Raw genomic sequence first — 26,828 nt, 5'->3', positions numbered from 1 at the left:
CCGCGCGATGCCCACGAAGCTGGCCAAACGCGCTTCGGAGGCGAGCAGGTCGTAGTAGCTGTCGTCGAGGCGGCGCTGGGCGACGTTGTAGCCGACCGCCAGCACGTGGCGGGCTTCGTCGTAGAGGAAGCCGTAGTCCGCCTGGGCGATCTCGTCGGCGCGATGCGCGAGGTCCGCGACCGCCGCCATCCGCTCCCGGGCGGGGTCGCCGTCCGGGCCGGCCCGCGCCGCCAGTTCGCGCAGCGTCGGGATCGCGTCCGGACCCGGGGCGGCGACGGCCGGCTGCGAGGTCCAGGGCGCCAAGCGCGCGAGTTCGTCGACCGCCGCCGTGCACTGGCGGACCAGGGCGTCCGCCCACCAGGCCGCGTCACCTGCGGGTTCGTCGGCAAAGGCGGACGCGACGGCGGCGGCCGACGCGGCCAGCGTCACCAGCCGGGACCGGACCGCCTGCAGCGTGGCGGGGTCTCCGGCCCGGGAGGTGGCCAACTCCGCGCGGAGCGCGGCCAGCTGCGGCGCCGCGCGACCGTCCGCGGCGTCCGCCAGGATGCGCAGGGTGTCGTCCAGTCCCTCGAAGGACCGGGCGCCCGCGATGCGCTGGTCGGGCAGCTCGAGCAGGCCCGGGCGCAGCGTCAGCAGGTGGCCGGCGAGATTGCCGCTGTCCACCGTCGAGACGTAGAGGGGCGGCAGCGGCTCCAGGGTCTGCGTGTCGTACCAGTTGTAGAAATGGCCCCGGTGGCGATCCAGGACGTCCATGGCGTCGAACGCGCGCGACGTGCGTTCGATCAGCTGCCCGGCGGGGATGTAGCCGAAGTCGTAGGCGGCCAGGTTCGACAGCAGCGAGAGACCCATGTTGGTCGGCGACGTGCGGTGCGCGACCTTCGCCGTGGTGAGTTCCTGGAAGTTGTCCGGGGGCAGCCAGTGGTCGTCGGGCCCGACGAACGTCTCGAAGAACGCCCAGGTCCGGCGGGCGAGCTTCCGCAGGAAGATTTGCTGGCCGTCCGTCAGCACCGCCTGCCGGCGGGTGAGGGGGCGGCTCAGCCACCACGCGACCGCCGGCGAGATCAGCCAGAGCCCGAGGACGGGACCGGCGATCGCCAGGACGTCCGGTCTCAGGTAGGCCAGGCCGGCCAGCGTCGCGACGGCGATCGCGGGGGCGGCCCACATCTCGCGCAGGAAAGCGGCGAGACCCGCCGGACGATCGCTCGCGTCGCTGCAGGAGGGGTTCCACTCGAGAAGCCGTCGGCGGGCAATCAGTCGCCGGATCGTGCGCAGGATCGCGTCGAGGCAGGAATGCGCCTCGTGGGGCAGGCAGGCGAGGCTGAACGTCGCCCGGGAGAAATGACGGCCGGTCGTGCGCGCGGTGGCGGCGAGATGCTGGGCCAGGCTCACGTCGCCGGATTTGCGGGACAGGTCCAGCAGGGAAGCCGCCAGCGGCGGGATCATGACGATCCCGATCACCGCCAGGGTCCAGAACCACGCGGGCGCCAGGACCGTCCAGCCCAGCAGCAGAAGCAGGGTCAGCGCCGGGGGGGCGAGGCTGCGGCGGAGGTTGTCGCCGAGCTTCCAGCGCGACAGCGCCGAGAGGGTGTTCCTGCGGCGGCGCGGCTCCGCGTCGGGCACGAGCGGCCACAACCACGCCAGGAGCTGCCAGTCGCCGCGGATCCAGCGGTGGCGGCGGCGCGTGTCGGCGAGGTAGTCGCCGGGGTAGTCCTCGTACAACTGCACGTCGCTCAGCAACCCCGAGCGGGCGTAGCAGCCCTCCAGGAGGTCGTGGCTCAGGATCCGGTTCTCCGGGAAGCGCCCGCCCAGCGCGCGCTCGAAGGCGTCGACGTCGTAGATCCCCTTGCCGATGAACGACCCCTCGTGGAACAGGTCCTGGTAGACGTCCGAGACGGCGCGCGTGTACGGGTCGAGGCCCGGTTCGCCGCCGCACAGCCTGGCGTACCGGGAGCGGTTCGATCCCGGCAGGCTCGCGGCCACGCGGGGCTGCAGGATGCCGTACCCCTCGACGACGCGCGCCCGGTCCCCGTCGTAGCGCGGCCGGTTGAGCGGGTGCGCCATGGTGGCGACGAATTGCCGCGCCGTGTCGCGCGGCAGCTGCGTGTCGGTGTCGAGGGTGATCACGTACCTGACGTTCGGCAGGATCTCCGTCCTGCCGACGACGAGCGCGAAGCGGTCGGGGGGCGCGCCCCGCAACAGGGCGTTCAGGTCGGCGAGCTTGCCCCGCTTGCGCTCGTGGCCCATCCACAGCCGCTCCCGCGGATTCCAGGTCCGGGGCCGGTGGAACAGGAAGAAGGGGCTGTCGCTTCCCTGCCGGTACTTGTCGTTGAGCCCCTCGATCCGCTCGCGCGCGAACCGCAGGAGCGGCGCGTCTTGCGGCTGCGATTCCTCGTCCGCGTCGGCGAAGTCGGTCAGCAGGCCGAAGTTCAGGTTGCCGTCCCGGTTCGCCAGGAACCGGACCTCCAGCGCCTCGGCCAGTTCCTCGATGTTGCGGAGGCTCGTGATCATCGTCGGGACCACGGCCAGCGCGCGCGATTCCGGCGGTATCCCGGTGGAGTAGTCGAGGCGCGGCAGCAGGTGCGGCCTGGCGATCAGCGCGGCGAGCCAGTTCACCAGGGCGACCGCCAGCTGGCTCGCGCACAGCAGCGAGAGGGCCACCGTCAGGACGAGCACCGGGCCGCCCGGGTCGGCGGCCAGCCCGGCCGCGGCCAGCCCGCCGGTCAGCAGCGCCCCGATCAGCAGGATCGGCCCCAGGTACGCCAGGAGCGGGTGGCGGCCGGCGGCTCGCCGCACGACGTCGCCGGCGGAACGTTTCATCCGCGCCGCCCGCTCGAGCTGCGGCAGCCCGCGGTCGATCAGGTAGTAGCCGACGTGCGACGTCCGGTCGCGGCCGCCGGCGTCCGTCGCGCCGGCCTGCGCGAAGTCGAGCGACAGCTGCGCCACCTGCGCTTCGGTCAGCGCGCTCCCGCCAGCGATCCTCTCCACCGCGTGGCGGTAACGGTCGCGGGTGACGAAGTCCATCCTGCCGTAGACGCCGCCCGGGTCCCGGCGCAGCGTGGCCTCGACGACGCTCATCGTCTCGACGAACTCGCGCCAGTCCGTGGCGCCCAAGAAACGCAGGCTGCCGATGCTGTTGCCGATCGAGACCTGGTCGGCCGCCTGCTGCTGGTTCTCCTGCTGTACCAGTTGCTCGATCGTCAGCCCGGACTGCGCGAGCCGTTGCTCGATCCAGGTCAGGGGCAGCGCCAGCGAAGGGTGGCGGCCCTGGAGGCGGCGCGCGAACTCGGCGATGAAGGAGCTGACCATGGGCGGGTCGGAGCGCGCCATGTCGGCGACCATGAGGATCAGGCTGTTGGGGTCGTTCTCGGCGATCCCGGTCATCTTGTCCGCCCAGTGGTCGGCGCGGTTGCGGTCGATCCTGTCGGCCGCGATCCGGGCGGCGACGCGCCGCAGGTTCTCGATGAGCGCCAGGCGCAGCATGATCGGGATGGCCCACAGCTCGCCCAGCTTCAGGACGCTGGCCGACTGGTAGGCGGCGACGAAGCTGCTCAGGTTCTCCGGGTCGACGCGGCCGTCGCCGTGCGCGATCGTCTCCAGCGCGATGTCGTAGACGCGGGGGTAGCCGGCGGACGGACCGCGGCGCAGCGCGGGCAGCTCCCGGCTGTAGCCCTTCGGCAGATGGCGCCGGGCCGTGCGGACCTGCTCCTCGATGAGATAGAAGTTGTCGAGCAGCCACTCGCCGGCCGGCGTGATGCGGCGGTCGGTCGTGACGGCCTCGGTCACCAGGTCGCGCGTTTCGGCCAGGACGCGCTCGTTCTCCGCCAGCCGGGACAGGAGCCGGTCGGGCGCCCGCTCGCGGCAGGGGCCGTGGCTTTCGGCGAGGGACTTGCCGTGGTGTTTCATCTGATCGGCGCTGAACAGCTCCGACCGCAGGGGCTGCTCGTCGCCGGGAGTCCTGCCGGGGGAGCGCGGGAAACGTCGCGCGGGGATCATGGCGTCGCGCTTGCGGGGGCAGAAAGACGCGCGGCCGGGACCTCGGACGAGATCCCCGGGCCGCGCAGCGGGAGCCCGGCCTCCGGGCGGAGGCGGTGGATCTCCCGGCCCGGATCAATGGTTTTCATGATCCACAAGCTAACCGACACGGCCGGCATGCGCCACGAACGGCCCGGCGGCTACTTGCTGCCCCGCACCACCATCAGGTCGAGGTCCTCCCGCAGGCTCTGCAGGTCCTCCTCGTGCTCGATCTCCTGCTCGAGGATCGCGAGCGCCAGGTTGTACGTCACCATGTCCTTGTCCTTGGTGGCGTCCATCAGGGCCTTGTACGTGGTGATCGCGCACTGCTCGCCCGCGATGTTCTGGTCGAGCAGGACGGCCACGTACGGGTCCTCGGGCGCGTCGTACTTGCAGGGGCTCAGCTTCGCCCAGCCCTCGGGCGTCAGCACCGGCGTGCCGCCGAGCTGGATGATGCGGCCCGACAGCATCACGGCGTGGTTCAGCTCCTCGGCGGCGTGCAGGTTCAGCTCCGCCGCCACGGCGTCCTTCATTGGACCCTTGATGAGCTTCGCGCCGAGCCAGTACTGGTAGTAGGCCAGCCACTCGCTCGCGTAGGCCCGGTTGAGCAGGTCCAGGAGATGATCGACGTCCATGCCGATGATCTCGCGTCCGCGCGTTCCCATGTTCGCCTCCCTTTCGGCGGTCGCCCGCCCTTCGTGTTGCCCGACGGCGAGGGTCACTCCCCGTCCGGGATCCCGGTCTTCTGGAGGTCGGGCGCCGCGGCGGATTCCGCGGCGCAGCCCCCGCAGACGCCGCGCACCTCGACGTGCGTGGCGTCGATGCTGCCGAACGCCTGCACGGCGTCGGGGAGGCGCAGGACGTCGAGCTCGGTGCTCGTGAAGTCCCGCGCCAGCCCGCAGCGCACGCAGACGTAGTGGTGGTGCCGCTCGAGGTTGGCGTCGAAGCGCACGCTCCCGCGTCGCGGCCCGAGCGTGGCGACCAGGCCGAGATCGTGGAGCAGCCACAGCGTCCGGTACACGGTGTCCAGCGACACCGTCGGCAGCCGGGTCTTCACGGCGCGGAAGACGGACTCGGCGTCCGGGTGCTCCAGGCTCGAGGCGACCTCGCGGAAGATCTCCAGGCGCTGGTGGGTCAGCTTGACGCCCGCCGCCTTGGCGGCCGCCCGGTACTTCGCGAGCCGGTCCGTGATGTCATTGCTGTCGATCATCAATGATCATTCCTAGTTGCAAATGAACCGCAGATAGGAATATATCGACAACCAGGGCGAGCGTCAACACCCGTTGCGGATTGCAGCAGGGTCGCCCCGAGCCGGTTGTGAGTATATTGGTGAGCGCGTCCCCTCAGCGTCAGGCCCCGACCGGAGACAGCCATGCACGGCGAAAAGCACCGTAGCGACCGGATCGGGTGGCTGCGCGCCTCCGTCCTGGGCGCCAACGACGGCCTGATCTCCACGAGCAGCCTGGTCGTGGGCGTGGCCGCGGCCGAGCCCGAGCGCGCGGCCGTGCTGGTGGCGGCCGTGGCGGGTCTGGTGGCCGGCACCCTCTCGATGGCGGCCGGCGAGTACGTTTCGGTGAGTTCCCAGGCGGACACCGAGCAGGCCGACCTCGCCCGGGAGCGTCGCGAACTCGACGACACGCCGGAAGCCGAACGGCAAGAACTGGCGGGCATCTACACCGGCCGCGGGCTCGACCCGGATCTGGCGCTCACGGTGGCGGATCAGCTGATGGCCCACGACGCCCTGGGCGCCCATGCCCGGGACGAGCTCGGCATCCACGAGGCGACGCGGGCCCGCCCGCTCCAGGCCGCGATGGCCTCGGCGGCTTCCTTCGCCGCGGGGGCGGCGCCGCCGGCGCTCCTCGCCGCATGCGTCCCCTTCGGGTGGCTCACGACGTGGGTCGTGGCCTCGACCCTGATCCTGCTGCTCGTCCTGGGAGGAGTGGCGGCGCGTCTCGGCGGCGCCGCGATCGCCCGTGGGGCCGTGCGGGTCGCCTTCTGGGGCGTGGTGGCCATGGCGTGCACGGCGGCGGTCGGGAAGCTGTTCGGCGCGGTCGTCTGACCGCGGCCGCCGTCGCGGGCCGGTGACCGGCGGCGGCGCCCAAGGCACGGAAAAGGAAGGCCCCGTCATGACGGATCCGCACGACCTGCCGCCGCCCGTCGACGAGGCCGACGCCGATCGCCGCTGGTGGATCCTGGGCCTCGGCGCGCTCTCTCTGGACCTGGTGTCCGCCCTGGCCGGGGACCGGCCGCTCTCGGCCGACGAGGGGACCCTGCTCGACGACCTGCAACAGAGCCGCGGCCCGAGCTTCTATTCCGACCTCCTCTACGCGATCACGCACCAGTACTTCGCGCCGGACGAAGCCGAAGGCCACTGGCGGGAGATCCTGCAGCACAAATACAAGCTGTCGGGGATCCTGGGCCGGAACGTCAGGATCGTCGTCGCCGCCCTGGACTACCTGTCGAACATCACGACCTTCATGGATTCCGCCACGCTCGTGGACGAGGAGCACCTCGACGGGATCGTCGAGCTCTCGCTGCGCGACGGCCTGACGGGCCTCTTCAACCACACCTATTTCTACCAGCAGATCGACTTCGAGGTGCGGCGTTACGTGCGCTACGGCGCGCCGGTCTCCCTGGTCCTGATCGACATCGACGACTTCAAGGTGGTCAACGACACGTTCGGGCACCGGCAGGGCGACAGGATCCTGGCCGCGATGGGCAGGACCCTCATGCGCGTCTCCAGGGAGGCGGACGTCTGCTGCCGCTACGGCGGCGAGGAGTTCGCGGTCATCCTGCCGATGACCGACGCGACGGAGGCCCGTGCGATCGCCGTCCGGCTGAACCGGGAGCTGGCGGAACGCCTGCCCGACGGCCGGACCGTGACCGTCAGCGTCGGCGTGGCCTCGTGCGGGAAGAAGACCGGGACGTCACGGGAACTCGTGGAGAGGGCGGATGCGGCGCTCTACCAGGTCAAGCGCAGCGGGAAGAACCGCGTCTTGGTGGCCGCGGATGCGGAGTCGGGGCCGGAGGCCGGCGGGCAGGATCGCAAGATTCCATGAACGGAGGGGTCATTCCATGGCAACCAAGATCAAAATCGTCACGACCGGGGATTTCCTGGAGATCACCCCCGAGGGGGTCATCGACATGGCCACGAGCCGGCAGCTCCTCGTGGACATCGCCAAGACCGACCGCCACCCCGTGGATTACGACCTGCTGATCGATTTCCGGGACACGCAGTGGCGCATGACGACGCTCGACCTGTACAATCTCGCCTCGGAGTTGTTCGCGCACGGCGATACCTTCCGCCGCAAGGTGGCGCTGCTCGTGCACGAGGGGGCCTCGTTCGATGCCGCGGCCTTCCTCGAGACGTGCTCGCACAACCGCGGCTTCTCCGTGGACGCGTTCACGGACTTCGAGACCGCCTTGCGCTGGTTCCTGATCCCGGAAGACGTGTAGCGGGGACGAGCCGGAGGTGGGCGGTGGCGCGGAACATCGAGATCAAGGCCCGTCTGGCGGGCATCACGGAACTGCGGCCCCTGGTCGTCGCCCTGGCGACCGGCGGTCCCGAGGAGATCGACCAGGACGACACGTTCTTCCGGTGCGAGGAAGGCCGGCTGAAGCTGCGCGCCTTCGGCGAGGACCGGGGCGAGCTCATCTTCTACCGCCGCGCCGACCGGCAGGGCCCCAAGGAGTCGTACTACCTGATCGCGCCGACCGCCGCGCCCGGCGCCCTGCGGGAACTGCTGGCGCAGTCGAACGGGGAGGCCGGCCGGGTCGTGAAGCACCGCACCGTGTACCTCGTCGGCCGCACGCGCGTGCACCTGGATCGCGTCGAGGAGCTGGGCGATTTCCTGGAGCTGGAAGTCGTCCTGCGGGACGATGAGGACGCCGCGGCGGGGATCGACGAGGCGCACGCGTTGATGGAGAGGCTGGGCGTCCGGGCGGCCCAGCTGGTCGAGGGGGCGTACGTCGACCTCCTCGCCGCCCGCACAGCCCGCGAGGGGAAGGTGACATGACCGAGATCGTCAAGGCGGAACGGCGCCATTTCTCGGATATCGGTTGGCTGCAGTCCTACTGGCTCTTCTCGTTCTCCGACTACCACGATCCGCAGAACGAGCGGTTCGGGTCCCTGCGCGTGTTCAACGACGACATCGTCGCGCCCGGGACGGGATTCCCGATGCATCCCCACCGGGACATGGAGATCGTGACGCTGGTCCTGCGGGGCGAGATGACCCACCAGGACAGCCTGGGGAACCGGGCTGTGATCAGGGCGGGCGACGTGCAGCGCATGTCCGCCGGTGCGGGGCTGACCCACTCCGAGCACAACCTGGGCACGGAACCCGTCCACATCTATCAGATCTGGATCTTCCCGGAGCGCAAGGGCCTGACGCCCTCCTACGACCAGCGGACCTTCGACCCCGACGACCGGCGCAACCGGCTGCATCCCGTGGCCTCCGGGCGGGGCGACGCCGGCGCCGTCACCCTGCACGCCGACGCCGTCATCCACCGCTGCGACCTGGACGCGGGCCGCGTCGTCACGCACGAGGCCGCCGCCGGCAGGCGGACCTTCGTGTACGTGGAGTCGGGGCGCCTCCTGGTCGACGGCCGTGAGCTGGACGCGAACGACCAGGCCCGCCTCGACGCCGCGGGGACCCTGGTCGTCGAGGCGCGCGAGCGCGCGGACTTCGTGCTGATCGACGTGCCCTCGTGAACGGGATGAACGCCGCGGCGCCGTCCGGCGTCGTCCTGCTGACCGGCGCCAGCGGCTACGTCGGCGGCCGCCTGTTGAAGCTGCTGGAGGAGCGCGGTCGGAGCGTGCGCTGCCTGGCCAGGCGGCCGGAGGCGCTTTGGCCGAGGGTCGGCCCGTCGACGGAGGTCGTCGCCGGGGACGTCCTGGACCGGCCGAGCCTCGATGCCGCCCTGCGCGGAATCCGCGCGGCCTTCTACCTGGTCCACTCGATGGGCGCGAGCGGGTCCTTCGTCGAGGCGGACCGGCTGGCGGCGCGGAACTTCGGCGCGGCGGCGCGGGCGGCGGGGGTTGAGCGCATCATCTACCTGGGCGGTCTCGGCTGCGAGGAGGAGGAGCTGTCGCCCCACCTGCGCAGCCGCCAGGAGGTCGGGCGGATCCTGCGGGAGTCGGGCGTGCCGGTGCTGGAGTTCCGCGCGTCGATCGTCATCGGCTCCGGGAGCCTGTCGTTCGAGATGATCCGCTCGCTGGTGGAGCGGCTGCCGGTGATGATCACGCCCCGCTGGGTCAAGGTGCCGGCCCAGCCCATCGCGATCGACGACCTGCTGGAGTACCTGGCGGCCGGGCTGGCGCTGCCCGTCGCCGCGTGCCGCGTGTACGAGATCGGCGGCGCCGACCAGGTGTCCTACGCGGACATCATGCGCGTGTACGCGCGGCATCGCGGGCTGCGGCTGCGCATGATCCCGGTGCCGGTCCTGACCCCGTACCTGTCCAGCCTGTGGCTGGGGCTGGTCACGCCGCTGTACGCGCGGATCGGCCGCAAGCTCATCGAGAGCATCGTCCACCCCACGGTGGTCCGGGACAACGCCGCGCTCACGGTCTTCGCCGTCAGACCGGTGGGCGTCGAAGAGGCGGTGCGCCGGGCTTTCGCCAGCGAGGAACGCCACTACGCGGCGACGCGCTGGTCCGACGCCCTTTCCTCGTCGGGCGCGCCGCCGGCGTGGGGCGGCGTGCAGTTCGGCTCCCGGTTGGTCGATTCGCGCACGAGGAACGTGCCGGTCCCGCCCGCGGCCGCCTTCGCGCCCGTCGAGAGGATCGGCGGCGCCACGGGGTGGTACGCGTGGAATCCGTTGTGGCGGCTGCGGGGGTTCCTCGACCTGCTCGTCGGCGGCGTGGGCGTCAGGCGGGGGAGGACCTCGCCGACGACGCTGCGCGTGGGCGACGCCGTCGACTGGTGGCGCGTCGAGGCGCTGGAGCCGGGCCGCCGCCTGCGGCTCGCCGCCGAGATGAAGCTGCCCGGGCGGGCGTGGCTGGAGTTCGAGGTCGAGGGCGACGGCCGGGGCTCGACGATCCGGCAGACCGCGATCTTCGACCCGGTGGGGCTCTTCGGCCGGGTCTACTGGTACGCGCTCTTCCCGGTGCACCAGCTGGTGTTCGGCGGCATGCTGAAGGGCATCGCGAGGGCGGCGGTCCAAGAAACGGAGGTCCACGATGATATCGGCGCACCAGGCGCTTGAGCGCCTGCGCGAAGGCAACCGCCGCTTCGTGAGCGAGGTCCGCAACTGCGACCCGCGGGTGCGGCAGGCCCGCCGCCTCGAACTGACGGCCGGCCAGGAACCGCACGCCATCATCCTCGGCTGCTCCGATTCGCGGGTGCCGGCGGAACTCGTCTTCGACCAGGGACTCGGCGACCTGTTCGTCATCCGGGTCGCGGGCAACATCGTCGCCCCGTCGCAGGTCGGCAGCGTCGAGTTCGCGGCGGAGCAGTACGGCACGCGCCTGGTCGTGGTGCTGGGCCATTCCGAATGCGGCGCGATCCTGGCCACGCTCGAGACCCTGGGTCGCCCGCCCGACGCCCACTCGCGGAACCTGCGTGCGATCGTCGACCGCATCCGGCCCTCGGTGGAACCCCTGCTGGCGGCGGAGCCGGGGCTCCGACCCGCGGAACTGGTGCAGCGGGCGGTGCGGGCGAACATCCGCGTCTCCGCGGACCACCTGCGGCACGGGTCGGCCATCCTCGAGAAGCTCATCCGCGAGGACGGGCTGCTGGTCGTCGGCGCGGATTATTCGCTGGAAACCGGGGTCGTGGACTTCTTCGACGGGGCGCCCTGACCGTCCCGCGCGCGCCTCGTCGGAGAGGTGGCCCTGGAGACGATTATTTGATATCCTAGATGCACCCGTCAGCCGTCCCCCGGCCGCTTCGCCCATCTAAACGAGGTTCCGACATGCGCTTCTCGCGGATTCCTTCCCTGCTGGCCTTGGCCGGCCTGCTCGCGATCTGTGTCCTGACCTACCGCGCCGGCACGGATGTGCGGGACCCTCAGGATCCGTTCGCGCGCGAGATCGCCCGGCTCGAGCTGCGGCGCGACCACGCCGCGCCGGGATCGGCCGACCGCTTCAAGGCCGAGCACAAGATCGACCGCATCGAGCGCAAGCTCGCGGGCCAGCCCGCTTTCGAGGCTCCCGAGGAGTTCGCGCGGTTGCTGAACGAGATGCGCATCCCCGCCGACCGCAAGGAATCCGAGTACGAGGCGGGCTACCTCGTGCGCGAGCTGGGCCGGGCGCGCACCGCCAAGCGGACGCCCGCGACGGTGCTGGCCTGGGAGAGCCGCGGCCCCGGCAACGTCGCCGGCCGCGCGCGCGCGATCGTGGCCGACCCCGACGACCCGAGCGGCGACACCTGGTACATCGGGACGGCCGGCGGCGGCGTCTGGAAGACCGCCGACGGCGGCGCCGTCTGGACCGACCTGACCCCCGGTTTCCCGGTGCTGTCGGTCCAGTCGCTGGCCATGGCCGCCAGCAACCACGACGTCCTGTACGCCGGCACCGGCGAGAGCTTCTTCAACGTCGACACCATCAACGGCAACGGCATCCTGAAGTCGACGGACCGCGGCCTCACCTGGTCGCACCTGGCGTCGACGGTCGACAACCCGTCCTTCAACAACGTGGCGAGGATCGTGGTCGACCCCGCGAACGCGAACGTCGTGCTGGCCGCGACCACGGTCGGGCGCTACAAGGACTCGGTGCTGCAGCGCTCGAGCATCTTCCGGTCGACCGACGGCGGGGCGAACTGGACCGAGGTGCACGCGATCACCGACCTCGGCACCTTCGGCCGCGTGAAGAAGATCCAGCAGCTCGTGGCCACGCCCGGCAACTTCAACGTGCTCTACGCGACGGTCGACGAGGGCGGCATCCTCAAGTCGACCAACGCCGGCCTCTCCTGGACCTACGTCAACACCGGCATCGCCGACCTGACCGGGCGCTTCGAGCTGGTCGTCTCGCCGGCCAACGCGAGCCGCCTCTACGCCGCGGCCGAGGGCGCGAGCCACTCCGAGCTGTGGATCTCGACCAACGCCGGCGCGAGCTGGTCCGAGACCTTCGAGAGCGGGACGGAGCCGAACTGGCTCGGCGCGCAGGGCTGGTACGACAACACCATCGTCTGCCACCCGACCGACCCGAACCTCCTGTACGTCGGCGGCGTGCGGCTGTGGCAGATCACGCTGTCGGGCACCAGCCGCACCACCTCCCAGCTCAGCGTGGGCCCGGTGCACGTCGACCACCACGGCCTGCTCGTGATCCCCGACGGCGGCGGCTCGTGGCGCCTGCTCAACACCAACGACGGCGGCGTCGGCCTCGCGGGCAGCCAGGCCTCCGGCTGGAGCGCCCCCATCGCCGGCATGACCACCACCCAGTTCTACGGCGTCGACAAGTGCCCCGGCGCCAGCGCCTACTTCGGCGGCATGCAGGACAACGGCACCTGGTTCTCGGCGCCCGACCCGGACCGGCTCGCCCCCTGGACCTTCGCCATCGGCGGCGACGGCTACGAGACGTCGTGGCACTTCGACGATCCGCTGAAGATGATCGGCGGCTACCAGTACAACGGCCTGCAGCGCTCGCTCGACGGCGGCCAGAGCTGGAACGGCGCCACCGGCGGGCTGAGCGACACCGGCAGCGCCAACGCGCCCTTCATCACCAAGGTCGCCAAGTCCAACCTGTCGCCCGACCTGCTGTTCGCGGTGGGCCGCAACGGCGTCTGGCGCTCGACCGACTTCGGCGGCAGCTGGTCGCTGTCCCCGGTGGCCGCGGCCACCTGGGGGGCGATCGGCAGCTTCCACAACGTGAAGGTCTCGCGCGCCGACCCGGACATCGTCTGGGCGGGCGCGCGCATGGACGCCGGCGGCATGATCCACGTCTCGACCGACGGCGGCCTCACCTTCGCCGCGGTGCCGAACTACACGTCCGCGACCATGGGCGGCATCTCGGGCCTGGCCACGGACCCGGCGAATCCCGCCGCGGCCTACGTCCTGTTCAGCTTCGCCGGGCGGCCCAAGATCCTCAAGACGACCGACCTGGGCCAGACCTGGACCGACCTCACGGGCTTCGCGGGCGGCAGCCCGAGCACCAACGGCTTCCCCGACGTCGCGGTGTACGACCTGCAGGTGTTCTCCGACGACCCCGACCACCTCTGGGCCGGCACCGAGATCGGCCTGGTCGAGTCGCTGGACGGCGGCGCCAGCTGGGACCTCGCCGAGAACGGCCTGCCCAGCGTGGCGATCTGGTCGATGACCGAGGTCGAGGACGAGGTCGTGATCGGCAGCCATGGCCGCGGCATCTGGAGCGTGGCGTTCCCCTCGCTCGTCGCCGGCAAGACCTACAAGCCGCTCATCGACGCGCTCTACCAGGGGCCCGACGGCCTGCTGAGCGTCGACCTGAACCTGCGCTCCCCGTACGACTCCACCCAGGTCTTCGTCGACGGCGTCCGGCGCGCTACCCTGCCGGCCAGCGGCTTCCGGCAGGACGCCCTGGTGCAGCTGCCCGTGCTGAGCGCGGGCCAGCGCAGCGTGTTCGCGCGCGCCTTCAGCGGCGGCGTCGGCCACGACTCGGTCACCCGCAGCCTCGAGGTGTTCGTGTTCGCGACGCCGGTCTCCTCCTACGCGAACGACTTCTCGGCGTCCGGCGACTTCGCCGGCAGCGGCTTCACGATCGGCGGCGACGCCGGCTTCAGCGGCGGCGCCCTGCACTTCCCGCACGACTACGCCGACAACGCCGCCTACATCGCCATGCTCGCCGTGCCGATCGTCGTCGCCCAGTCGGACGCCTACGTCTCCTTCGACGAGGTCGTCCTGGTCGAGCCGGGCGAGCCCGGCAGCGTCTTCGGCAACAGCGATTTCTGGGATTACGTGATCCTGGAGGGCAGCAAGGACGGCGTCAACTGGGTGCCGATCGCCCCCGGCTACGACTGCCGCCGCGACGCCGCCTGGGAGGCGGCCTGGTACGCCGGCACGCCGGGCAGCTCGTCGCTGCTGAGGCCGCACGTCTTCGACCTGCACGACGCCTTCGCCGTGCGCGACACGGTCCTGCTGCGCCTGCGCCTCTACGCCGACGGCGCCGTCAACGGCTGGGGCTGGGTCGTCGACAACCTGTCGATCCAGGTCGGCAGCCCGACCGGCGCCGGCGACGGGACGCCCGCGCGCTTCGCGACGCTGTCGCAGAACGCGCCGAACCCCTTCAACCCGTCCACCGCCATCCGCTACTCGCTGCCGCAGGCCGGGACCGTGAGCCTGCGCATCTTCGACCTGCGCGGGCGGCAGGTGCGGAGCCTGGTCGAGGGGGCGCAGGACGCCGGCGATCACGTCGCGGTCTGGGACGGCCGCGACGACCGGGGCGGGCACGCGGCCAGCGGGGCCTACGTCTACCGCTTGCAGGCGGGAGGCAGCTCGCAGCAGCGCAGCATGATGCTCGTCAGGTGAGGGGGCGGCTCCGGACACGACTCATGGGTCGTCTCCCTGCGTCGCGCACAGTTCCAGCAGCCAGTCGCGGAACACCGCGACGCGGTGGAGGTCCGCCTTGCGCTCGGGGTGGACGAGGTAGTAGGCGTGCTCGCTCCTCACCGGCCGGTCGATCGCGACGACGAGCCGGCCGCTCGCGATCTCGTCCTGGATCAGGAACCGCGGCAGGACCGCGAGCCCGAGTCCGGCGATGGCGGCTTGGATGACCATGTGGATCTGTTCGAATCGCGGCCCCATGCGGCCGTCGATATCCTCCGCGCCGCAGGCGCGAAGCCACTCCTGCCAGGCCTGCGGCCGGGTCATGTGCTGCAGGAGCGTGTAGCGGCCCACGTCCTGGGGGCGAGCCAGCTTGGCGCCCCCGAGCAACGACGGCGCCGCCACCGGCACGACGACCTCGCCCATCAACTGGCGACAGATCGCCCCCGGCCAGATCTCGCTGCCGAAGTGGATGGCCACGTCGATCTCGCTGCCGGCGAAGTCGAACGGCCTCACCTGCGTCACCAGGTTGAGCTGGATGTCGGGATGCCGCGTGGTGAAGTCGCCGAGCCGGGGGACGAGCCACCGCGACCCGAAGGTCGGCAGCAAGGCGACGGTCAGCACGCCCCCGCCGCTGCCGTAGGCCATCAGCTGGAGGGTCGCCGCCTCGGCGCGGTCGAGCAGATCGCGCACGGCAGCGGCGTACGCTTCGCCTGGTTCGGTCAGGACCAGCCGCTGCTTGAGGCGGCGGAACAACGGCCTCCCCACATACTCCTCGAGTTGCCGGATCTGGCGGCTCACCGCGCTCTGCGTGACGTTCAGCTCGCGCGCCGCCCGGGTGAAGCTCATGTGGCGCACGGAGGCCTCGAAGTATTGGAGCGCGGTGAGCGAGGGCAGGATTCGTTTCGAGGTCATGACTATTTCGAACAAGCTCCTGATAAATCATCGTTTGCGGCTTGGGGTGACGATAGAACATAATTCCCATTACAGCAACGAGAAAGACACATCTTCGACATGTGGATTCGTTTGCGGGAGTCCCTCTGATCATTCCGATACCGCATGGAATGGTGGAGCCAGTCAGTCAATCCCGGGTCCCAAGGAGGTTCCATGAGCAAGTACAAGATCGCCTGGTTGCCCGGTGACGGCGTCGGCAGCGAGGTCATGGAGGCGACCAGGATCTGCCTCGACGCTCTCGAGTTCGACGCCACCTACGTGCACGGCGACATCGGGTGGGAGTTCTGGTGCAAGGAGGGCGACGCCTTCCCCCGGCGCACCGTCGATCTGCTGGGCGACTGCGACGCGGCCCTGTTCGGCGCCATCACCTCCAAGCCCGTGAAGGACGCGGAGCGCGAGCTCATTCCCGAACTGCAGGGCAAGGGCCTGGTCTACCGCAGTCCCATCGTCCGCATGCGGCAGTCGTTCGACCTCTACACCTGCCTGCGGCCCTGCAAGGCCTACCCGGGCAACCCGCTCAACTACGCGGAAGGCATCGACCTGGTGGTCTTCCGGGAGAACACGGAAGATCTCTATGCCGGCGTCGAGTTCAGCCCGGTCCCCGACGAGCTCGTCGAGGTCCTGAGCCGGCTCAGCAAGCCATTCTCCCATTTCGCCTCGTTGCCGGGCAGCGACTACGCCATCACCTGCAAGATCAACTCGAAGAAGGGCTGCGAACGGATCATCCGCGCCGCCTTCGAATACGCCAAGAAGTTCGGCTACCCCAAGGTCACCGTGATCCACAAGGCGAACGTGGTGCGCGCGACCGAAGGCATGTTCCTGGAGATCGGGAAGCGCGTCGCCAAGGACTACCCGGGGATCCAGATGGACGACGCGAACATCGACGCCATCTGCATGTGGCTGCTCAAGAACCCCAAGAACTACGGCGTGCTCGTCGCCACCAACATGTTCGGCGACATCGTCAGCGACCTCGCCGCGCAGATGGTGGGCGGCCTCGGCTTCGGCTGCTCCGGCAACATCGGCGAGAAGCTCGCCGTGTTCGAGCCGAGCCACGGCAGCGCGCCCAAGTACGCCGGCCAGAACAAGGTGAACCCCATCGCCACCATCCTCGCCGGCAAGATGATGCTGGACTGGCTGGGCGAGACCGACAAGGGCGCCCGGCTCGGGCAGGCGGTCGCCCGGATCATCGCCGAAGGCGACGTGCGCACCTACGACATGGGCGGCGGCGCCACGACCCTGGAGATGGGCGAGGCGATCGCCAGGAAGGTGTAGCGCGATGGCCGAGATCATCATCCACGAGGTCGGCCCCCGGGACGGCCTGCAGGCCGAGAAGCAGGTGGTCCCGACCGACCAGAAGCTCGCGTGGATCCGGTCGCTCATCGCCGCGGGCCTGGACATCGTCCAGGTGGGCTCGTTCGTGCACCCGGAGAAGGTGCCGCAGATGGCCGACACGGACGAGCTCTTCCGCGCGCTCGACGCCCGGTCGCGGGGCGGGACGCTCCTCTCGGGCCTCGTGCTCAACGAGAAGGGTCTCGAACGCGGTCTCGCGTGCGGCGTCGACCTGTTCTGCCTCGGCGTCTCGGCCTCCGAGACCCACAGCCTGAAGAACACCGGCATGGGCTCCGGAGAGGCGCAGCGCCGCATCGTCGCCGCGGCCGCCGAGGCGGTCGCGGCCGGCAAGAAGGTCCAGGTTTCGGTGCAGAGCGCCTTCGGTTGCGGCTTCGAGGGCCCGATCCCGGAGGAGCGGGTCCTCGACATCGTGCGCGCCTACCTCGAGGCCGGCCTCACGAACATCAGCCTCGCCGACACCGCCGGCCACGCGCACCCGGGGCAGGTGCGACGGTTGTTCGGCAGGATCCTGAACCTCGCGCCGGAGATCCGCTGCACGTGCCACTTCCACGACACCTACGGCCTCGGCATGGCCAACATCTACGCCGCGTCGGAGTCGGGGGTCACCAGCTTCGAGACCTCGTTCGCCGGTCTGGGCGGCTGCCCGTTCACCAAGGTCGCGGCCGGCAACGTGGCCACCGAGGATCTGGTCCACGCCCTCCGGCGCGGCGGCCTGCGTACGGAGATCGGTCTCGAAGGGATCGTCGCCGTGGCCCGCGAGGTCGCGGCGCATTTCGGGCGTGAGATGCCGGGTCGGGTCCACAAGACCGGCCCGTTACCCTACTAGGCAGGTGTTCCGATGACCGACCAGAAACGCGTGCTCGACGGCATCAAGGTGCTCGACCTCACGAACGTGCTGTCAGGCCCGTTCGCCTCGCTCCACCTGGCGCTCCTGGGCGCCGAGGTCATCAAGATCGAGAACCCCAAGGACGGCGACCTGGCCCGCAAGCTCGGGATCGTCCCCGAGTACAACCGGCAGCTGATGGGGACGAGCTTCCTGGCGCAGAACTGCAACAAGAAGTCGGTGACCCTCAACACCAAGTCGCCGGACGGCAAGGCGATCTTCAAGCGGCTCGCCGAGGACGCCGACGTGGTGATCGAGAACTTCCGTCCCGGCGTCATGGACCGTCTCGGGCTCGGCTACGACGTCCTGCGCGGGATCAACCCGACGCTCGTCTACTGCGCGATCTCCGGCTTCGGCCAGACCGGCCCGGACGCCGACAAGCCCGCCTACGATCAGATCATCCAGGGTCTCTCCGGCGAGATGGCGATCAACGGCGACGAGGGGTTGACGCCGCTGCGCGCCGGCTTCCCCGTCTGCGACACCGTGGGCGGTCTGAACGCGGCGTTCGCGGTGATGGCCGCCCTCTTCCACCGCCAGCGGACCGGCGAGGGCCGGTTCATCGACGTCGCGCTCCTCGACTCGATCATGCCGCTCATGGGCTGGGTGGCCGCGAACCTCCTGATCGGCGGCCAGGAGCCGCAGGTCATGGGCAACGACAACTTCACGGCCGCGCCCAGCGGCACCTTCCGGACGCTCGACGGCCACATCAACATCGCCGCCAACAAGCAGGAACAGTGGGAGGCGGTCTGCGACGTCCTCGAACTCCCGGAGCTGAAAGCCGATCCGCGCTTCCAGGAGCGCGACACCCGCAAGAAGAACCGCCGGGCCCTGACGCCGCTCCTCGAGGCGCGCCTCGTCGAGGGGACGACGCAGCACTGGGTCGAGGCCCTGAACGCGCGCGACGTGCCGAGCGGCGACATCCTGAGCCTGGGGCAGGCCCTGCGCCAGCCCCAGATCGCGCACCGCGGGGTCCTGCAGAAGGTGAACGTGCCGGGCCTGGGCGACATCGAGGTCTTCGGCCTCACCGCCCTGTTCGACGGCGAGTCGGGCCCGGTCGCCACGCCGCCGCCGACGCTCGGGCAGCACAACGCCGAGGTCCTGGGCCGCCTGGGCTTCACCGCGGATCAGCTCGTCGAACTCAAGCAGAAGGCAGTCATCTGAAACCCCGGACATCACGAGGAGTCACGATGGGAATGACAGTCGTCGAGAAGATCCTGGCCGGGGCGGCGGGCGCGAAAGCCGTCAAGGCCCTGGATATCGTGGAGCCGCGCGTCGATCTCGCCATGTCGCACGAGAACGCGGCCCTGGTCATCAACCAGTTCAACGAGATCCATCAGGGCACGGATCGCGAGCCCAAGCCCTGGGATCCCGACCGCATCGCCATCATCTTCGACCACCGGGTGCCGGCCGAGGGGCCCAAGACCGCCACCAACCAGAAACTCATCCGCGGCTTCGTGGCGCGCCACGGCATCGCCAAGTTCCACGACATCCGCGGCGACCTCGGCGGCATCTGCCACCAGATCCTGCCGGAGCGCGGCTACGTGCGGCCCGGTTTCGTGGTCGTCGGCACCGACAGCCACACGACCAGCCACGGGGCTCTGGGTTGCTTCGCCTTCGGCATCGGCGCCACCGAGATGGCCTCGGTCTGGACGCTCGGCGTCGCGCTCAACATCGAGGTGCCGCCGACCATCAAGGTCGTCGTCAGCGGCCGGTTCCAGGAGCACGTCGGCCCGAAGGACCTGATCCTGCACCTGATCGGCCGCCTCACGGCCCAAGGCGCCAATTTCCGCGTGCTCGAGTTCCACGGCGACACGATCGCGGCGATGTCGACGAGCGGGCGCCTCACCATCTGCAACATGAGCGTCGAGGCCGGCGCCACCAGCGGCATCGTGCCCGCCGACGCAGAGACCGAGCGTTACCTGCGCCAGGAGGCCGGCGTCACCGGGCCCCTCGCGCGGGTCCGGCCGGACGACGACGCCGTCTACGAAAGGGTCGTCGAGGTCGACGTGTCCCGGCTCGAACCGCAGATCGCCTGCCCGCACACGGTCGACAACGTGAAGCCGATCGGCGAGGTCGCCGGCAAGGCCGTCCAGCAGATCGTGATCGGCAGCTGCACGAACGGCCGCCTGGACGATCTCGAGATCGCCGCCGGGATCCTCAAGGGCAAGCAGGTCGCTCCGGGCACGCGCATGCTGGTCTTCCCCGCCTCCGGGCGGATCTACTCCCAGGCGCTGGAGGCCGGCTACCTGCAGGAGTTCATGAGGGCCGGCGCCGTGGTGATGAACTCGGGCTGCGGACCGTGCCTGGGCATCCACCAGGGGGCGCTCGGCGACGAGGAGGTGGCGCTCGCCACCACCAACCGCAACTTCAAGGGCCGCATGGGCAACCCGAAATCCGAGGTCTACCTGTGCAGCTCGGCCGTCGCCGCGGCCAGCGCCATCACCGGCGTCATCACCGATCCGCGCGTAGGAGGTCGCTGACATGGGCAAGGTCGTACTGAAGCTCGGGAAGGACATCAGCACCGACGACATCTATCCCGGACGGTTCATGGCCACGGTCCTCCCGACCGAAACGCCGCAGTTCTGTTTCAACGATCGCACGGAGTTCAACGCGCAGCTCAAGGCCAAGGCGATCCCGGCCGGCAGCATCATCGTCGCCGACGAGAACTTCGGCTGCGGCTCGAGTCGCGAACAAGCGGTGAGCACCATCCGGGGCCACGAACTCGTCATCGTCGCGCGGAGCATCGCGCGCATCTTCCTGCAGAACGCCATCAACCTCGGCCTGAATCTGGTCATCTGCCCGACCATCGAGGCGGAGGCGGGGGACGAACTCGAGCTCGCCTCCGGCAGGGTGCTGAACCGGACCAGCGGCAAGGAATTCGCCACCGAGCCGCTGCCGCCGGCGCGGCAGGCGATCGTCGATGCGGGGGGGCTGATCCCCTACACCCGCAAGAAACTGCTCGAACTGCCGGCAAGGTGATTCAAGTCGTCAGTCGCGGCGACCCCGCCCGGAGGTCAGCAGCCACCCGATCGCCGCGCCCCAGAGGACCGCGACGACCGGGTTGGCGCTGATCCGTCAGGTCGCGCCGCTGCAGTGCTGCCAGTAGTGCCAGAGGTAGCCGAGCGCACCGCCCAGGGCCGGGCCCCACAGGCGGCGCGCCGTTTCGCGGAGTCGCGGGTGGAGGGTCACGGCTGCACGTACCCTGCGGCGTGGAGTTCCTTCACGTCCGCGAAGGTGCGCGGCGGTTTCAGGTGCTTCGCCAGGAAGCGGTAGACCCGCAGCCGGATCTCCTGCGCGCCCCTGGTGTCGAGGCGGTCGAAGCTGTGGCCGCCGGGCGCGGCCTCGTAGATCTCGTGTTCGAACTGCTTGCCCTCGGCCTTCAGCGCCTGGATCAGGTGCTCGACCTCCAGCACGTTCACGTCCTCGTCGCTGGTGTTGGACAGCACCAGCAGGGGCGTCTTCAGCTTCTGGACGTTCCACACGGGCGAGCGGCGCTTGTACTCGGGGATGTTCTCGCCGACCGACTGGCCGAGGTGGAAGTCGGCCGAGAACTCGTCCCGGTACTCCTGGTCCAGGTAGCCCAGCCGCGCGACGAGGTCGCTGACCGGCACGCCGGCGTAGGCGCAGGCGTAGTCGTCGGGGTGCTCGAAGACGCTCATCAGGCTGATCAGGCCGCCGTGGCTCCAGCCGATCGAGCCCACGCGGTCCGGATCCACGAAATCGTAGTTCTCCAGGACGTAGGCGCGGCAGGCGTGGGCGTCCTCGACCTCCAGCCCGCCGTAGTCGATGCTCTCGTACATGCCGCGGCCGTAGCCCGTGCTGCCGCGGTACTCCGGCGCCACCACCACGTAGCCCTGGGCGAGCAGTTCGCGCACGATGTGCGCGTGGTAGGTCGTGAAGTCGGCGTGGACCCCGCCGTGGGACAGCACCAGCAGCGGCGCCCGGCGACCGGGATCGAGGTCGCGGGGGATGAAGACGTAGGCCCAGAACTTCAGGGGGTTGCCGGCGCCGATGCCCGTGGGGTTCGTCTCCTTCCACCTGGGCGGGCCGTACAGGCGCACCTTGTCGATGTGCGCGACGTCGCCCACGCGGTCGAACCAGAGCCCGTCGTCGACCTGCTTCTGCAGGGCGTCGAGGCGGTGCCCGAGGTTCTCGAGCTCGCCGAGCACCCGATCGAGATCGGCGGCGGGGGCGGGAGCTTCCTGGGCGAAGGCGGCCGACGGGACCGCGGCGAGGACGAGGCAGGCCAGCAGCGCGCGAAGCATGGCGACTCCTTCCGGCGGGGGTGCCCGGCGAGCATGGACCACGGCGGGCGGGCGGTCAACCGGCGCGGCCGCCGGCTCTCGCCGCTAGGGCGCCTCCGCGATCGCCCACAGCAGCGCGGCGACCGCCGCCACGTTGCGCTGCAGGTCCGCGGGGTCGACCTTCTCCACGGTGTCGGCCGGGCTGTGGTGGACGTCGAAGTAGTGCTCGCCGTGGACGCGGTGCCCGATCAGCGGCACGCCGGCCTCCGCCAGGAACGAGATGTCCACGCCGCCGCCGCCGGGGGTCACCGCGTCCGCGCCCAGCGGCGCCAGGGGCGCGGCCAGCGCGGCGAACCGCGCGACGGTGGCCGAATCGGCCTGGACCGTGAAGCCGGCCGGCGCGTAGCCGCCCGAGTCGCACTCCAGCGCCGCCCGGTGACGCGGCAGCTCGTCGGCGTGGTCGCGGGCGTAGCCGCGCCCGCCCTGCTGGGTCATCTCCTCGTCGGCGAACAGCACCACGCGCAGCGTGCGGCGCGGCGCGAGGTCCAGCCGCTTCAGCAGCATGACCGCCTCCATGACGATGGCGCAGCCGGCGCCGTCGTCGTGGGCGCCGCTGCCGACATCCCACGAATCGAGGTGGGCCCCGGCCACGACGTACTCGTCCGGCAGCTCGCGGCCGGGCAGGTCGGCGACGACGTTGGCGGTCGGCGCATCGGGCAGCTGCGTGGCGCCCATCTCCAGGCGCACGCGCACCGTCTCGCCGCGGCGCGACAGCCGCGTCAGCAGCGCGGTGTCCTCCACGCTCAGCGCCGCGGCGGGGATCCGCGGGATGGTGTCGCCCTTGTCGTAGCGCATGATGCCGGTGTGCGGCGTGGCCAGGCTGCGGTCGGTGACCGAGCGGATCAGGCAGCCGACCGCGCCGTGGCGGGCGGCGGCAACGGCGCCGCGGCCGCGGTACTGCACGGTCTTGCCGTACCCCTCCCACGGCGGGTCGAACAGCACGAGGCGCCCGGCGGCCTCGGCGGCGCGCGCCTCGAGCTCGTCGAAGTCGCGCACGGCCAGGACCTCGGCCGCGATCCCGCCCGGCGGCGTGCCCACGCTGCCGCCCAGCCCCAGCATCGTCAGCGGCTGCTCGTAGGGCTCCAGCAGCGTGCAGGTCTCGCGGCCGCGCACCCAGTGCGGCACCGTGACGGGCTCGGCGCGCACGCCGTCCAGGCCGCCCGCGCGCAGGCGGTCCAGGGCCCAAGCGACGGCGCGGCGCTGGCCCTCCGACCCGTTCAGGCGCGAGCCCGCGGTGTCGCAGAGGTCGGCCAGCAGGGCGAAGGCGGAACTGTCGGCCAGCGCGGCGGCGACGATGCGCTCCACGGGGGGTGGGCCGGGATCCGCGGCGGCGCGGGCGGGCTCGGCGTCGTTCGACATGAAACCTCCCAGCGCGATCACGAACGCGGCGGCGCGGGCCGGTGCGAAGTGCGGGTGCGTCATCGGTCCTCCGGGGCGGTGCGCCCGCCCGTCAGCTCAGGGTGACCATCAGGATCCCCGCGACCGCCAGCGCCGAGGCCGCCAGCTTGCGCCGCGTGAACGGCTCGTGCAGGAAGAACGAGGCCAGGATCAGCACGTAGATCGTGCTGGTCTGGTTCAGGATCGCGGCGGCGCCGGCCTGGGTGTACTTCATGCCGGCCAGCCAGAACATCAGCGCCAGGTACGAGCCCAGGATCGTGGCCGGCAGGCTGAAGCGCCAGGAGGCGTCGGGCCGGAACACGCCCAGGTAGCGCCGCCGCTGCGGCGAGGCCAGGGCCATCGGCACCATCACCGCCAGGGCGCCGAGCTGCCGCACGGTCGTGGACCACAGCACGGGCTGGCGTTCCAGGACCGGTTTGGCGATGACCACGCCCAGGGCGACGGCCGCCATGGCGGCCATGCCCATCAGCGCCCCCTTCAGCAGCGCCCGCCGCGGCACGCCGGGCGGGGCGGGGTGCCCGGAGGCGATCAGCACCGCGGCGATGACCACCACCATGCCCGCCAGCTGCCACGCGTTCAGGTGCTCGCCGATCAGCAGGAACGCGAACAGCACCACCAGCGGCGAGTACAGGCAGTCGACGATGGCGGTGATGCCGGCTCCGACGATGTTCAGGCAGCGGTGGAAGAGGGTGTCGGCCACCGCGATGGCGATGATGCCGCTGGCCATCAGGACCAGCACGTCGCGCAGCGGAGCGTCGCGCACCAGCCCCTGGCCCGACACCAGCGTCGTGGCGACCAGCAGCGCGCTGCTGATCCCGACCCGGAACAGGTTCAAGGCGAAGGGGGAGACGGTCTCGCCCGAGCGCTTCAGCAGGATGACGGCGACCGCCCAGATCACGGCGCACAGCAGGGCGTAGAACTCTCCCAAGGCGGTCTCCCGGGTTGCGGCGCGGCGAATGGTGATTGATCCGAGGGGCCGGACGTGGAATCATCGCACCGTTGCCGTCCCTTCCGCAAGCAGGGGGTTGGTCCATGAACATCGGCTACGCGGCGCCGCTGCAGCGGGCCTGGGCGCGCTCCCGCGCCATGCTCCTGTCGGGCGCGAGCCTCGAGACCTGGTTCGTGCTGGGGTTCACGGCCTGGCTGGCCCGCCTCTGGGACAACGCCGGCCTGGGCAGCTCCTGGGACCGCGACCTCATCAAGGTCAGGAACCGCGACTGGGGGTCGTGGGACCCGGGCGAGCTGCGCAACCTCGACTTCTTCGGCCACGAGCTCGGCGGGATCGGCCTGGGAATCCTGGCCGGGCTCGGCGTGCTCGCGCTGCTGGTGGCGGTGCTGCTGACCTGGCTCAGCTCTCGCGGCGAGTTCTGCTTCCTGGACAACGTCGTGCACCGGCGCGCCCGAGTCGGCGAGCCGTGGCGGCAGTTCGCGCGCCAGGGCGACTCGCTTTTCCTGTGGCGCCTGGCTTTCCAGGTCGCGGCCGGCTTCTGTGCGCTGGCGCTGATCCTGCCCGGCCTGCTGCTGGTGGTCGGCGCGATCGCCACCGAGAGCCTGCGCGGTCTCGGCATCGCGGGCGCGGTCGTGCTGGCGATGCTGGGCGTCGTGCTGGGTCTCGCGGCCGCGCTGGTCTCCTTCTGGACCGACCAGTTCGTCGTGCCCGTGATGTACCGCGACGGCACCGGCGTGCTGGCGGCCTGGCGCCGCACCCTGCCCCTGGTGCGCGAGCACGTCGACCAGGCCGTCCTGTTCGCGCTGTTCTGGCTGCTGCTGACCGTGGTCGTCGGCGTCGCGATCGGCGCGCTGGGGCTGGCGACCTGCTGCATCGGCTGGCTCGTGCTGGCGATCCCGTATCTGGGCACCGTGATCCTGCTGCCGGTCTACGTCACGGCACGCGCCCTGGGGCCGGAGTTCCTGGCCCAGTACGGCGCGGAGTGGCGCCTGTGGCCGTCCGACGGCTCGCCGCCGACCGGCGAGACCGCGTCTTCACCCGACTAAGGAGCCCCGATGCGCCGCACCAAGATCGTCGCCACGCTCGGACCCGCCACCCGCGAACCGGCGGTGCTGATCGAGCTGATCCGCGCCGGCCTGGACGTCGTGCGCCTGAACTTCAGCCACGGCTCGCTGGAGTCGAAGCGGCGCACGATCCGCGACGTGCGCGCCGCCGCCGACGAGACGGGGCGCCAGGTGGCCATCCTGCAGGACCTCGCGGGTCCGAAGATCCGCATCGGCGGCTTCGCGGCGGGGCCGGTGACGCTGCGCCGAGGCGACCTGTTCACCCTGACCGCGCGCGACGTGCCCGGCGACGCGCGCGAGGTGTCGGTCGGCTACAAGGAGCTCGCCGGCGACGTCGTCCCCGGCGACACGCTGCTGCTGGCCGACGGCGCCCTCTGCCTGAAGGTGGAGAAGGTGGCCGGGCAGGACGTCGTCTGCCGCGTCGAGACCGGCGGCGAGCTGAGCGCGAACAAGGGGATCAACCTGCCGAGCGGCACGATCAGCGCCCCCATCCTCGACGACAAGGACCTGGCGGACCTCCGCTTCGGGCTGGCCGAGAACGTCGACTTCGTGGCGCTGTCGTTCGTGCGCAACGCGGCCGACATCCTGGCCTGCCGCGCGGCCATGGACGACTTCGGGATCCGGCGCCCCATCATCGCCAAGATCGAACAGCGCGAGGCCATCGCGAACATCGACGAGATCCTGCGGGTGGTCGACGGGTTGATGGTGGCCCGCGGCGACCTGGGCGTCGAGATCCCCCTGGAGCACGTGCCCGGCGTGCAGAAATCCCTGATCTACAAGGCCAACGCCGCCGGCTTGCCGGTGATCACGGCCACGCAGATGCTGCGCTCGATGGTCGAGAGCCCGCGCCCCACGCGGGCCGAGGTCTCGGACGTGGCCAACGCCATCCTCGACGGCAGCGACGCGGTGATGCTCTCGGAGGAGACCGCCGTCGGCCTGCACCCGGTGGAAGCGGTGCGCACCATGGCGCGCATCGCCGAGAGCGCGGAGGAGTCCTTCCCCTACGACGGCTGGAACGCCCGCTTCCCGCCTTGCGCCGGCCTGCACGACGACGAGGCGGTGGCCCGCGCCGCCTGCCGCATGGCCGCCGAGATCGGCGCCGCCGCCATCATCACCATGACCACCAGCGGCAGCACCACGCGCCTGGTCGCCAAGTCGCGCCCACCGCAACCGCTGCTGGCGATGACCGACGACGCGGCGATCTGCCGCCGGCTGGCCCTGGTCTGGGGGGCCCTGCCCTTCTTCTCGCCGGACGGGGAGACCCTCGAGGAGATGGAGCGCGACGCGCTGCGACTGGCGCTCGATGCCGGGCACGTGGCTGCTGGCGACTCCGTGGTCGTCACTGCGGGGCTGCCGCTCCATGAGTCCGGGCGGACCAACCTCATCAAGATCGTGACCGTTCCCTAGGGGTGGTCTTCGCCCCGGTCGTGCACATGCGATCTGCAGGGGGGCGCTCGTCGGGC

The 26,828-nt window shown here is 70.8% G+C and carries 22 protein-coding genes; 15 read left to right on the top strand and 7 right to left on the bottom strand.

Annotation, left to right across the window (positions count from 1 at the left end; genetic code table 11):
• From Q7W29_11660 to Q7W29_11650, 3 genes are all read right to left on the bottom strand, one after another.
• The coding region (locus Q7W29_11660; GenBank protein ID MDO9172475.1) for a cyclic beta 1-2 glucan synthetase at positions 1-3,993 on the bottom strand (3,993 nt) is incomplete at its 3' end.
• 179 nt (positions 3,994-4,172) lie between these two features.
• A complete protein-coding gene (locus Q7W29_11655; GenBank protein MDO9172474.1) occupies positions 4,173-4,676 on the bottom strand; it encodes a ferritin-like domain-containing protein in 504 nt (167 codons plus the stop codon).
• 53 nt (positions 4,677-4,729) lie between these two features.
• Positions 4,730-5,221 (bottom strand): transcriptional repressor, encoded by a 492-nt coding sequence (locus tag Q7W29_11650; GenBank protein MDO9172473.1) that lies wholly within the window; start codon positions 5,219-5,221, stop codon positions 4,730-4,732.
• 162 nt (positions 5,222-5,383) lie between these two features.
• On the opposite strand from Q7W29_11650, the gene Q7W29_11645 reads away from it, so the two are divergent.
• The 8 genes from Q7W29_11645 (at position 5,384) to Q7W29_11610 (ending at position 14,448) form a co-directional block, all read left to right on the top strand.
• Positions 5,384-6,070: a VIT family protein gene (locus Q7W29_11645; GenBank protein ID MDO9172472.1), complete on the top strand. Its 687-nt coding sequence runs from the start codon at positions 5,384-5,386 to the stop codon at positions 6,068-6,070.
• A gap of 67 nt (positions 6,071-6,137) precedes the next feature.
• Complete coding sequence (locus Q7W29_11640; protein MDO9172471.1) at positions 6,138-7,070, top strand: GGDEF domain-containing protein; 933 nt, start codon at positions 6,138-6,140, stop codon at positions 7,068-7,070.
• Between the two features lie 16 nt (positions 7,071-7,086).
• The gene (locus Q7W29_11635) at positions 7,087-7,467 is read left to right on the top strand and encodes a hypothetical protein (protein MDO9172470.1); all 381 of its coding nucleotides are present in this window, start codon (positions 7,087-7,089) and stop codon (positions 7,465-7,467) included.
• Between the two features lie 23 nt (positions 7,468-7,490).
• Positions 7,491-8,027 carry a class IV adenylate cyclase gene (locus Q7W29_11630; protein MDO9172469.1) on the top strand — a complete coding sequence of 179 codons (537 nt, stop codon included), beginning with the start codon at positions 7,491-7,493 and terminating at the stop codon, positions 8,025-8,027.
• A complete protein-coding gene (locus tag Q7W29_11625; GenBank protein MDO9172468.1) occupies positions 8,024-8,722 on the top strand; it encodes a pirin family protein in 699 nt (232 codons plus the stop codon). The genes Q7W29_11630 and Q7W29_11625 overlap by 4 nt, the downstream gene beginning before the upstream one ends.
• A 5-nt stretch (positions 8,723-8,727) precedes the next feature.
• Positions 8,728-10,215 carry an SDR family oxidoreductase gene (locus Q7W29_11620; protein ID MDO9172467.1) on the top strand — a complete coding sequence of 496 codons (1,488 nt, stop codon included), beginning with the start codon at positions 8,728-8,730 and terminating at the stop codon, positions 10,213-10,215.
• On the top strand, positions 10,190-10,810 hold the full coding sequence (locus tag Q7W29_11615) for a carbonic anhydrase (protein MDO9172466.1): 621 nt from the start codon (positions 10,190-10,192) through the stop codon (positions 10,808-10,810). The genes Q7W29_11620 and Q7W29_11615 overlap by 26 nt, the downstream gene beginning before the upstream one ends.
• Positions 10,811-10,923: 113 nt before the next feature.
• Complete coding sequence (locus Q7W29_11610) at positions 10,924-14,448, top strand: FlgD immunoglobulin-like domain containing protein (GenBank protein MDO9172465.1); 3,525 nt, start codon at positions 10,924-10,926, stop codon at positions 14,446-14,448.
• A gap of 21 nt (positions 14,449-14,469) precedes the next feature.
• Here the strand turns inward: Q7W29_11610 and gcvA are convergent, their stop codons facing one another.
• Positions 14,470-15,378 carry a transcriptional regulator GcvA gene (gene gcvA, locus Q7W29_11605; protein ID MDO9172464.1) on the bottom strand — a complete coding sequence of 303 codons (909 nt, stop codon included), beginning with the start codon at positions 15,376-15,378 and terminating at the stop codon, positions 14,470-14,472.
• Positions 15,379-15,570: 192 nt separating this feature from the next.
• On the opposite strand from gcvA, the gene Q7W29_11600 reads away from it, so the two are divergent.
• Genes Q7W29_11600 through Q7W29_11580 form a run of 5 tightly spaced genes read left to right on the top strand, consistent with a single transcriptional unit; the run spans position 15,571 to position 20,629 of the window.
• The gene (locus tag Q7W29_11600; GenBank protein ID MDO9172463.1) at positions 15,571-16,689 is read left to right on the top strand and encodes an isocitrate/isopropylmalate dehydrogenase family protein; all 1,119 of its coding nucleotides are present in this window, start codon (positions 15,571-15,573) and stop codon (positions 16,687-16,689) included.
• Between the two features lie 4 nt (positions 16,690-16,693).
• Entirely contained in the window at positions 16,694-17,593 is a 900-nt protein-coding gene (locus tag Q7W29_11595) for a hydroxymethylglutaryl-CoA lyase (protein ID MDO9172462.1), read from the top strand.
• A 12-nt stretch (positions 17,594-17,605) separates the two neighbouring features.
• Complete coding sequence (locus Q7W29_11590; protein ID MDO9172461.1) at positions 17,606-18,811, top strand: CoA transferase; 1,206 nt, start codon at positions 17,606-17,608, stop codon at positions 18,809-18,811.
• 26 nt (positions 18,812-18,837) lie between these two features.
• On the top strand, positions 18,838-20,130 hold the full coding sequence (locus Q7W29_11585) for a 3-isopropylmalate dehydratase large subunit (protein MDO9172460.1): 1,293 nt from the start codon (positions 18,838-18,840) through the stop codon (positions 20,128-20,130).
• A 1-nt stretch (position 20,131) separates the two neighbouring features.
• A complete protein-coding gene (locus tag Q7W29_11580) occupies positions 20,132-20,629 on the top strand; it encodes a 3-isopropylmalate dehydratase (protein MDO9172459.1) in 498 nt (165 codons plus the stop codon).
• 206 nt (positions 20,630-20,835) lie between these two features.
• Here the strand turns inward: Q7W29_11580 and Q7W29_11575 are convergent, their stop codons facing one another.
• From Q7W29_11575 to Q7W29_11565, 3 genes are all read right to left on the bottom strand, one after another.
• Entirely contained in the window at positions 20,836-21,915 is a 1,080-nt protein-coding gene (locus tag Q7W29_11575; protein MDO9172458.1) for a prolyl oligopeptidase family serine peptidase, read from the bottom strand.
• An 84-nt stretch (positions 21,916-21,999) separates the two neighbouring features.
• Positions 22,000-23,376, bottom strand: coding sequence for a M20/M25/M40 family metallo-hydrolase (locus Q7W29_11570; protein ID MDO9172457.1), 1,377 nt, complete (start codon positions 23,374-23,376; stop codon positions 22,000-22,002).
• Positions 23,377-23,404: 28 nt separating this feature from the next.
• Complete coding sequence (locus Q7W29_11565; protein MDO9172456.1) at positions 23,405-24,280, bottom strand: DMT family transporter; 876 nt, start codon at positions 24,278-24,280, stop codon at positions 23,405-23,407.
• Positions 24,281-24,384: 104 nt separating this feature from the next.
• Between Q7W29_11565 and Q7W29_11560 the strand changes: the two genes are divergently transcribed.
• Both Q7W29_11560 and pyk read left to right on the top strand, forming a co-directional pair.
• Positions 24,385-25,347 carry a hypothetical protein gene (locus Q7W29_11560; protein MDO9172455.1) on the top strand — a complete coding sequence of 321 codons (963 nt, stop codon included), beginning with the start codon at positions 24,385-24,387 and terminating at the stop codon, positions 25,345-25,347.
• A 9-nt stretch (positions 25,348-25,356) separates the two neighbouring features.
• Entirely contained in the window at positions 25,357-26,772 is a 1,416-nt protein-coding gene (gene pyk, locus Q7W29_11555) for a pyruvate kinase (protein MDO9172454.1), read from the top strand.
• Positions 26,773-26,828: the final 56 nt, after the last annotated feature.

The sequence above is a fragment of the bacterium genome (genome assembly GCA_030654305.1).
GTDB lineage: Bacteria > Krumholzibacteriota > Krumholzibacteriia > LZORAL124-64-63 > LZORAL124-64-63 > PNOJ01.
This window is presented reverse-complemented; position numbering and strand designations above follow the sequence as displayed.

Bases quoted from the DNA above. Each gene is read 5' to 3' on its own strand.
- Q7W29_11560 (MDO9172455.1), top strand. From the start codon at position 24,385: ATGAACATCGGCTACGCGGCGCCGCTGCAGCGGGCCTGGGCGCGCTCC.
- Q7W29_11625 (MDO9172468.1), top strand. From the start codon at position 8,024: ATGACCGAGATCGTCAAGGCGGAACGGCGCCATTTCTCGGATATCGGT.
- Q7W29_11600 (MDO9172463.1), top strand. From the start codon at position 15,571: ATGAGCAAGTACAAGATCGCCTGGTTGCCCGGTGACGGCGTCGGCAGC.
- Q7W29_11580 (MDO9172459.1), top strand. From the start codon at position 20,132: ATGGGCAAGGTCGTACTGAAGCTCGGGAAGGACATCAGCACCGACGAC.
- Q7W29_11620 (MDO9172467.1), top strand. From the start codon at position 8,728: ATGAACGCCGCGGCGCCGTCCGGCGTCGTCCTGCTGACCGGCGCCAGC.
- Q7W29_11575 (MDO9172458.1), bottom strand. From the start codon at position 21,915: ATGCTTCGCGCGCTGCTGGCCTGCCTCGTCCTCGCCGCGGTCCCGTCG.
- Q7W29_11595 (MDO9172462.1), top strand. From the start codon at position 16,694: ATGGCCGAGATCATCATCCACGAGGTCGGCCCCCGGGACGGCCTGCAG.
- Q7W29_11655 (MDO9172474.1), bottom strand. From the start codon at position 4,676: ATGGGAACGCGCGGACGCGAGATCATCGGCATGGACGTCGATCATCTC.
- Q7W29_11635 (MDO9172470.1), top strand. From the start codon at position 7,087: ATGGCAACCAAGATCAAAATCGTCACGACCGGGGATTTCCTGGAGATC.
- Q7W29_11640 (MDO9172471.1), top strand. From the start codon at position 6,138: ATGACGGATCCGCACGACCTGCCGCCGCCCGTCGACGAGGCCGACGCC.
- Q7W29_11650 (MDO9172473.1), bottom strand. From the start codon at position 5,221: ATGATCGACAGCAATGACATCACGGACCGGCTCGCGAAGTACCGGGCG.
- Q7W29_11585 (MDO9172460.1), top strand. From the start codon at position 18,838: ATGGGAATGACAGTCGTCGAGAAGATCCTGGCCGGGGCGGCGGGCGCG.
- Q7W29_11610 (MDO9172465.1), top strand. From the start codon at position 10,924: ATGCGCTTCTCGCGGATTCCTTCCCTGCTGGCCTTGGCCGGCCTGCTC.
- gcvA (MDO9172464.1), bottom strand. From the start codon at position 15,378: ATGACCTCGAAACGAATCCTGCCCTCGCTCACCGCGCTCCAATACTTC.
- Q7W29_11615 (MDO9172466.1), top strand. From the start codon at position 10,190: ATGATATCGGCGCACCAGGCGCTTGAGCGCCTGCGCGAAGGCAACCGC.
- Q7W29_11590 (MDO9172461.1), top strand. From the start codon at position 17,606: ATGACCGACCAGAAACGCGTGCTCGACGGCATCAAGGTGCTCGACCTC.
- pyk (MDO9172454.1), top strand. From the start codon at position 25,357: ATGCGCCGCACCAAGATCGTCGCCACGCTCGGACCCGCCACCCGCGAA.
- Q7W29_11570 (MDO9172457.1), bottom strand. From the start codon at position 23,376: ATGACGCACCCGCACTTCGCACCGGCCCGCGCCGCCGCGTTCGTGATC.
- Q7W29_11645 (MDO9172472.1), top strand. From the start codon at position 5,384: ATGCACGGCGAAAAGCACCGTAGCGACCGGATCGGGTGGCTGCGCGCC.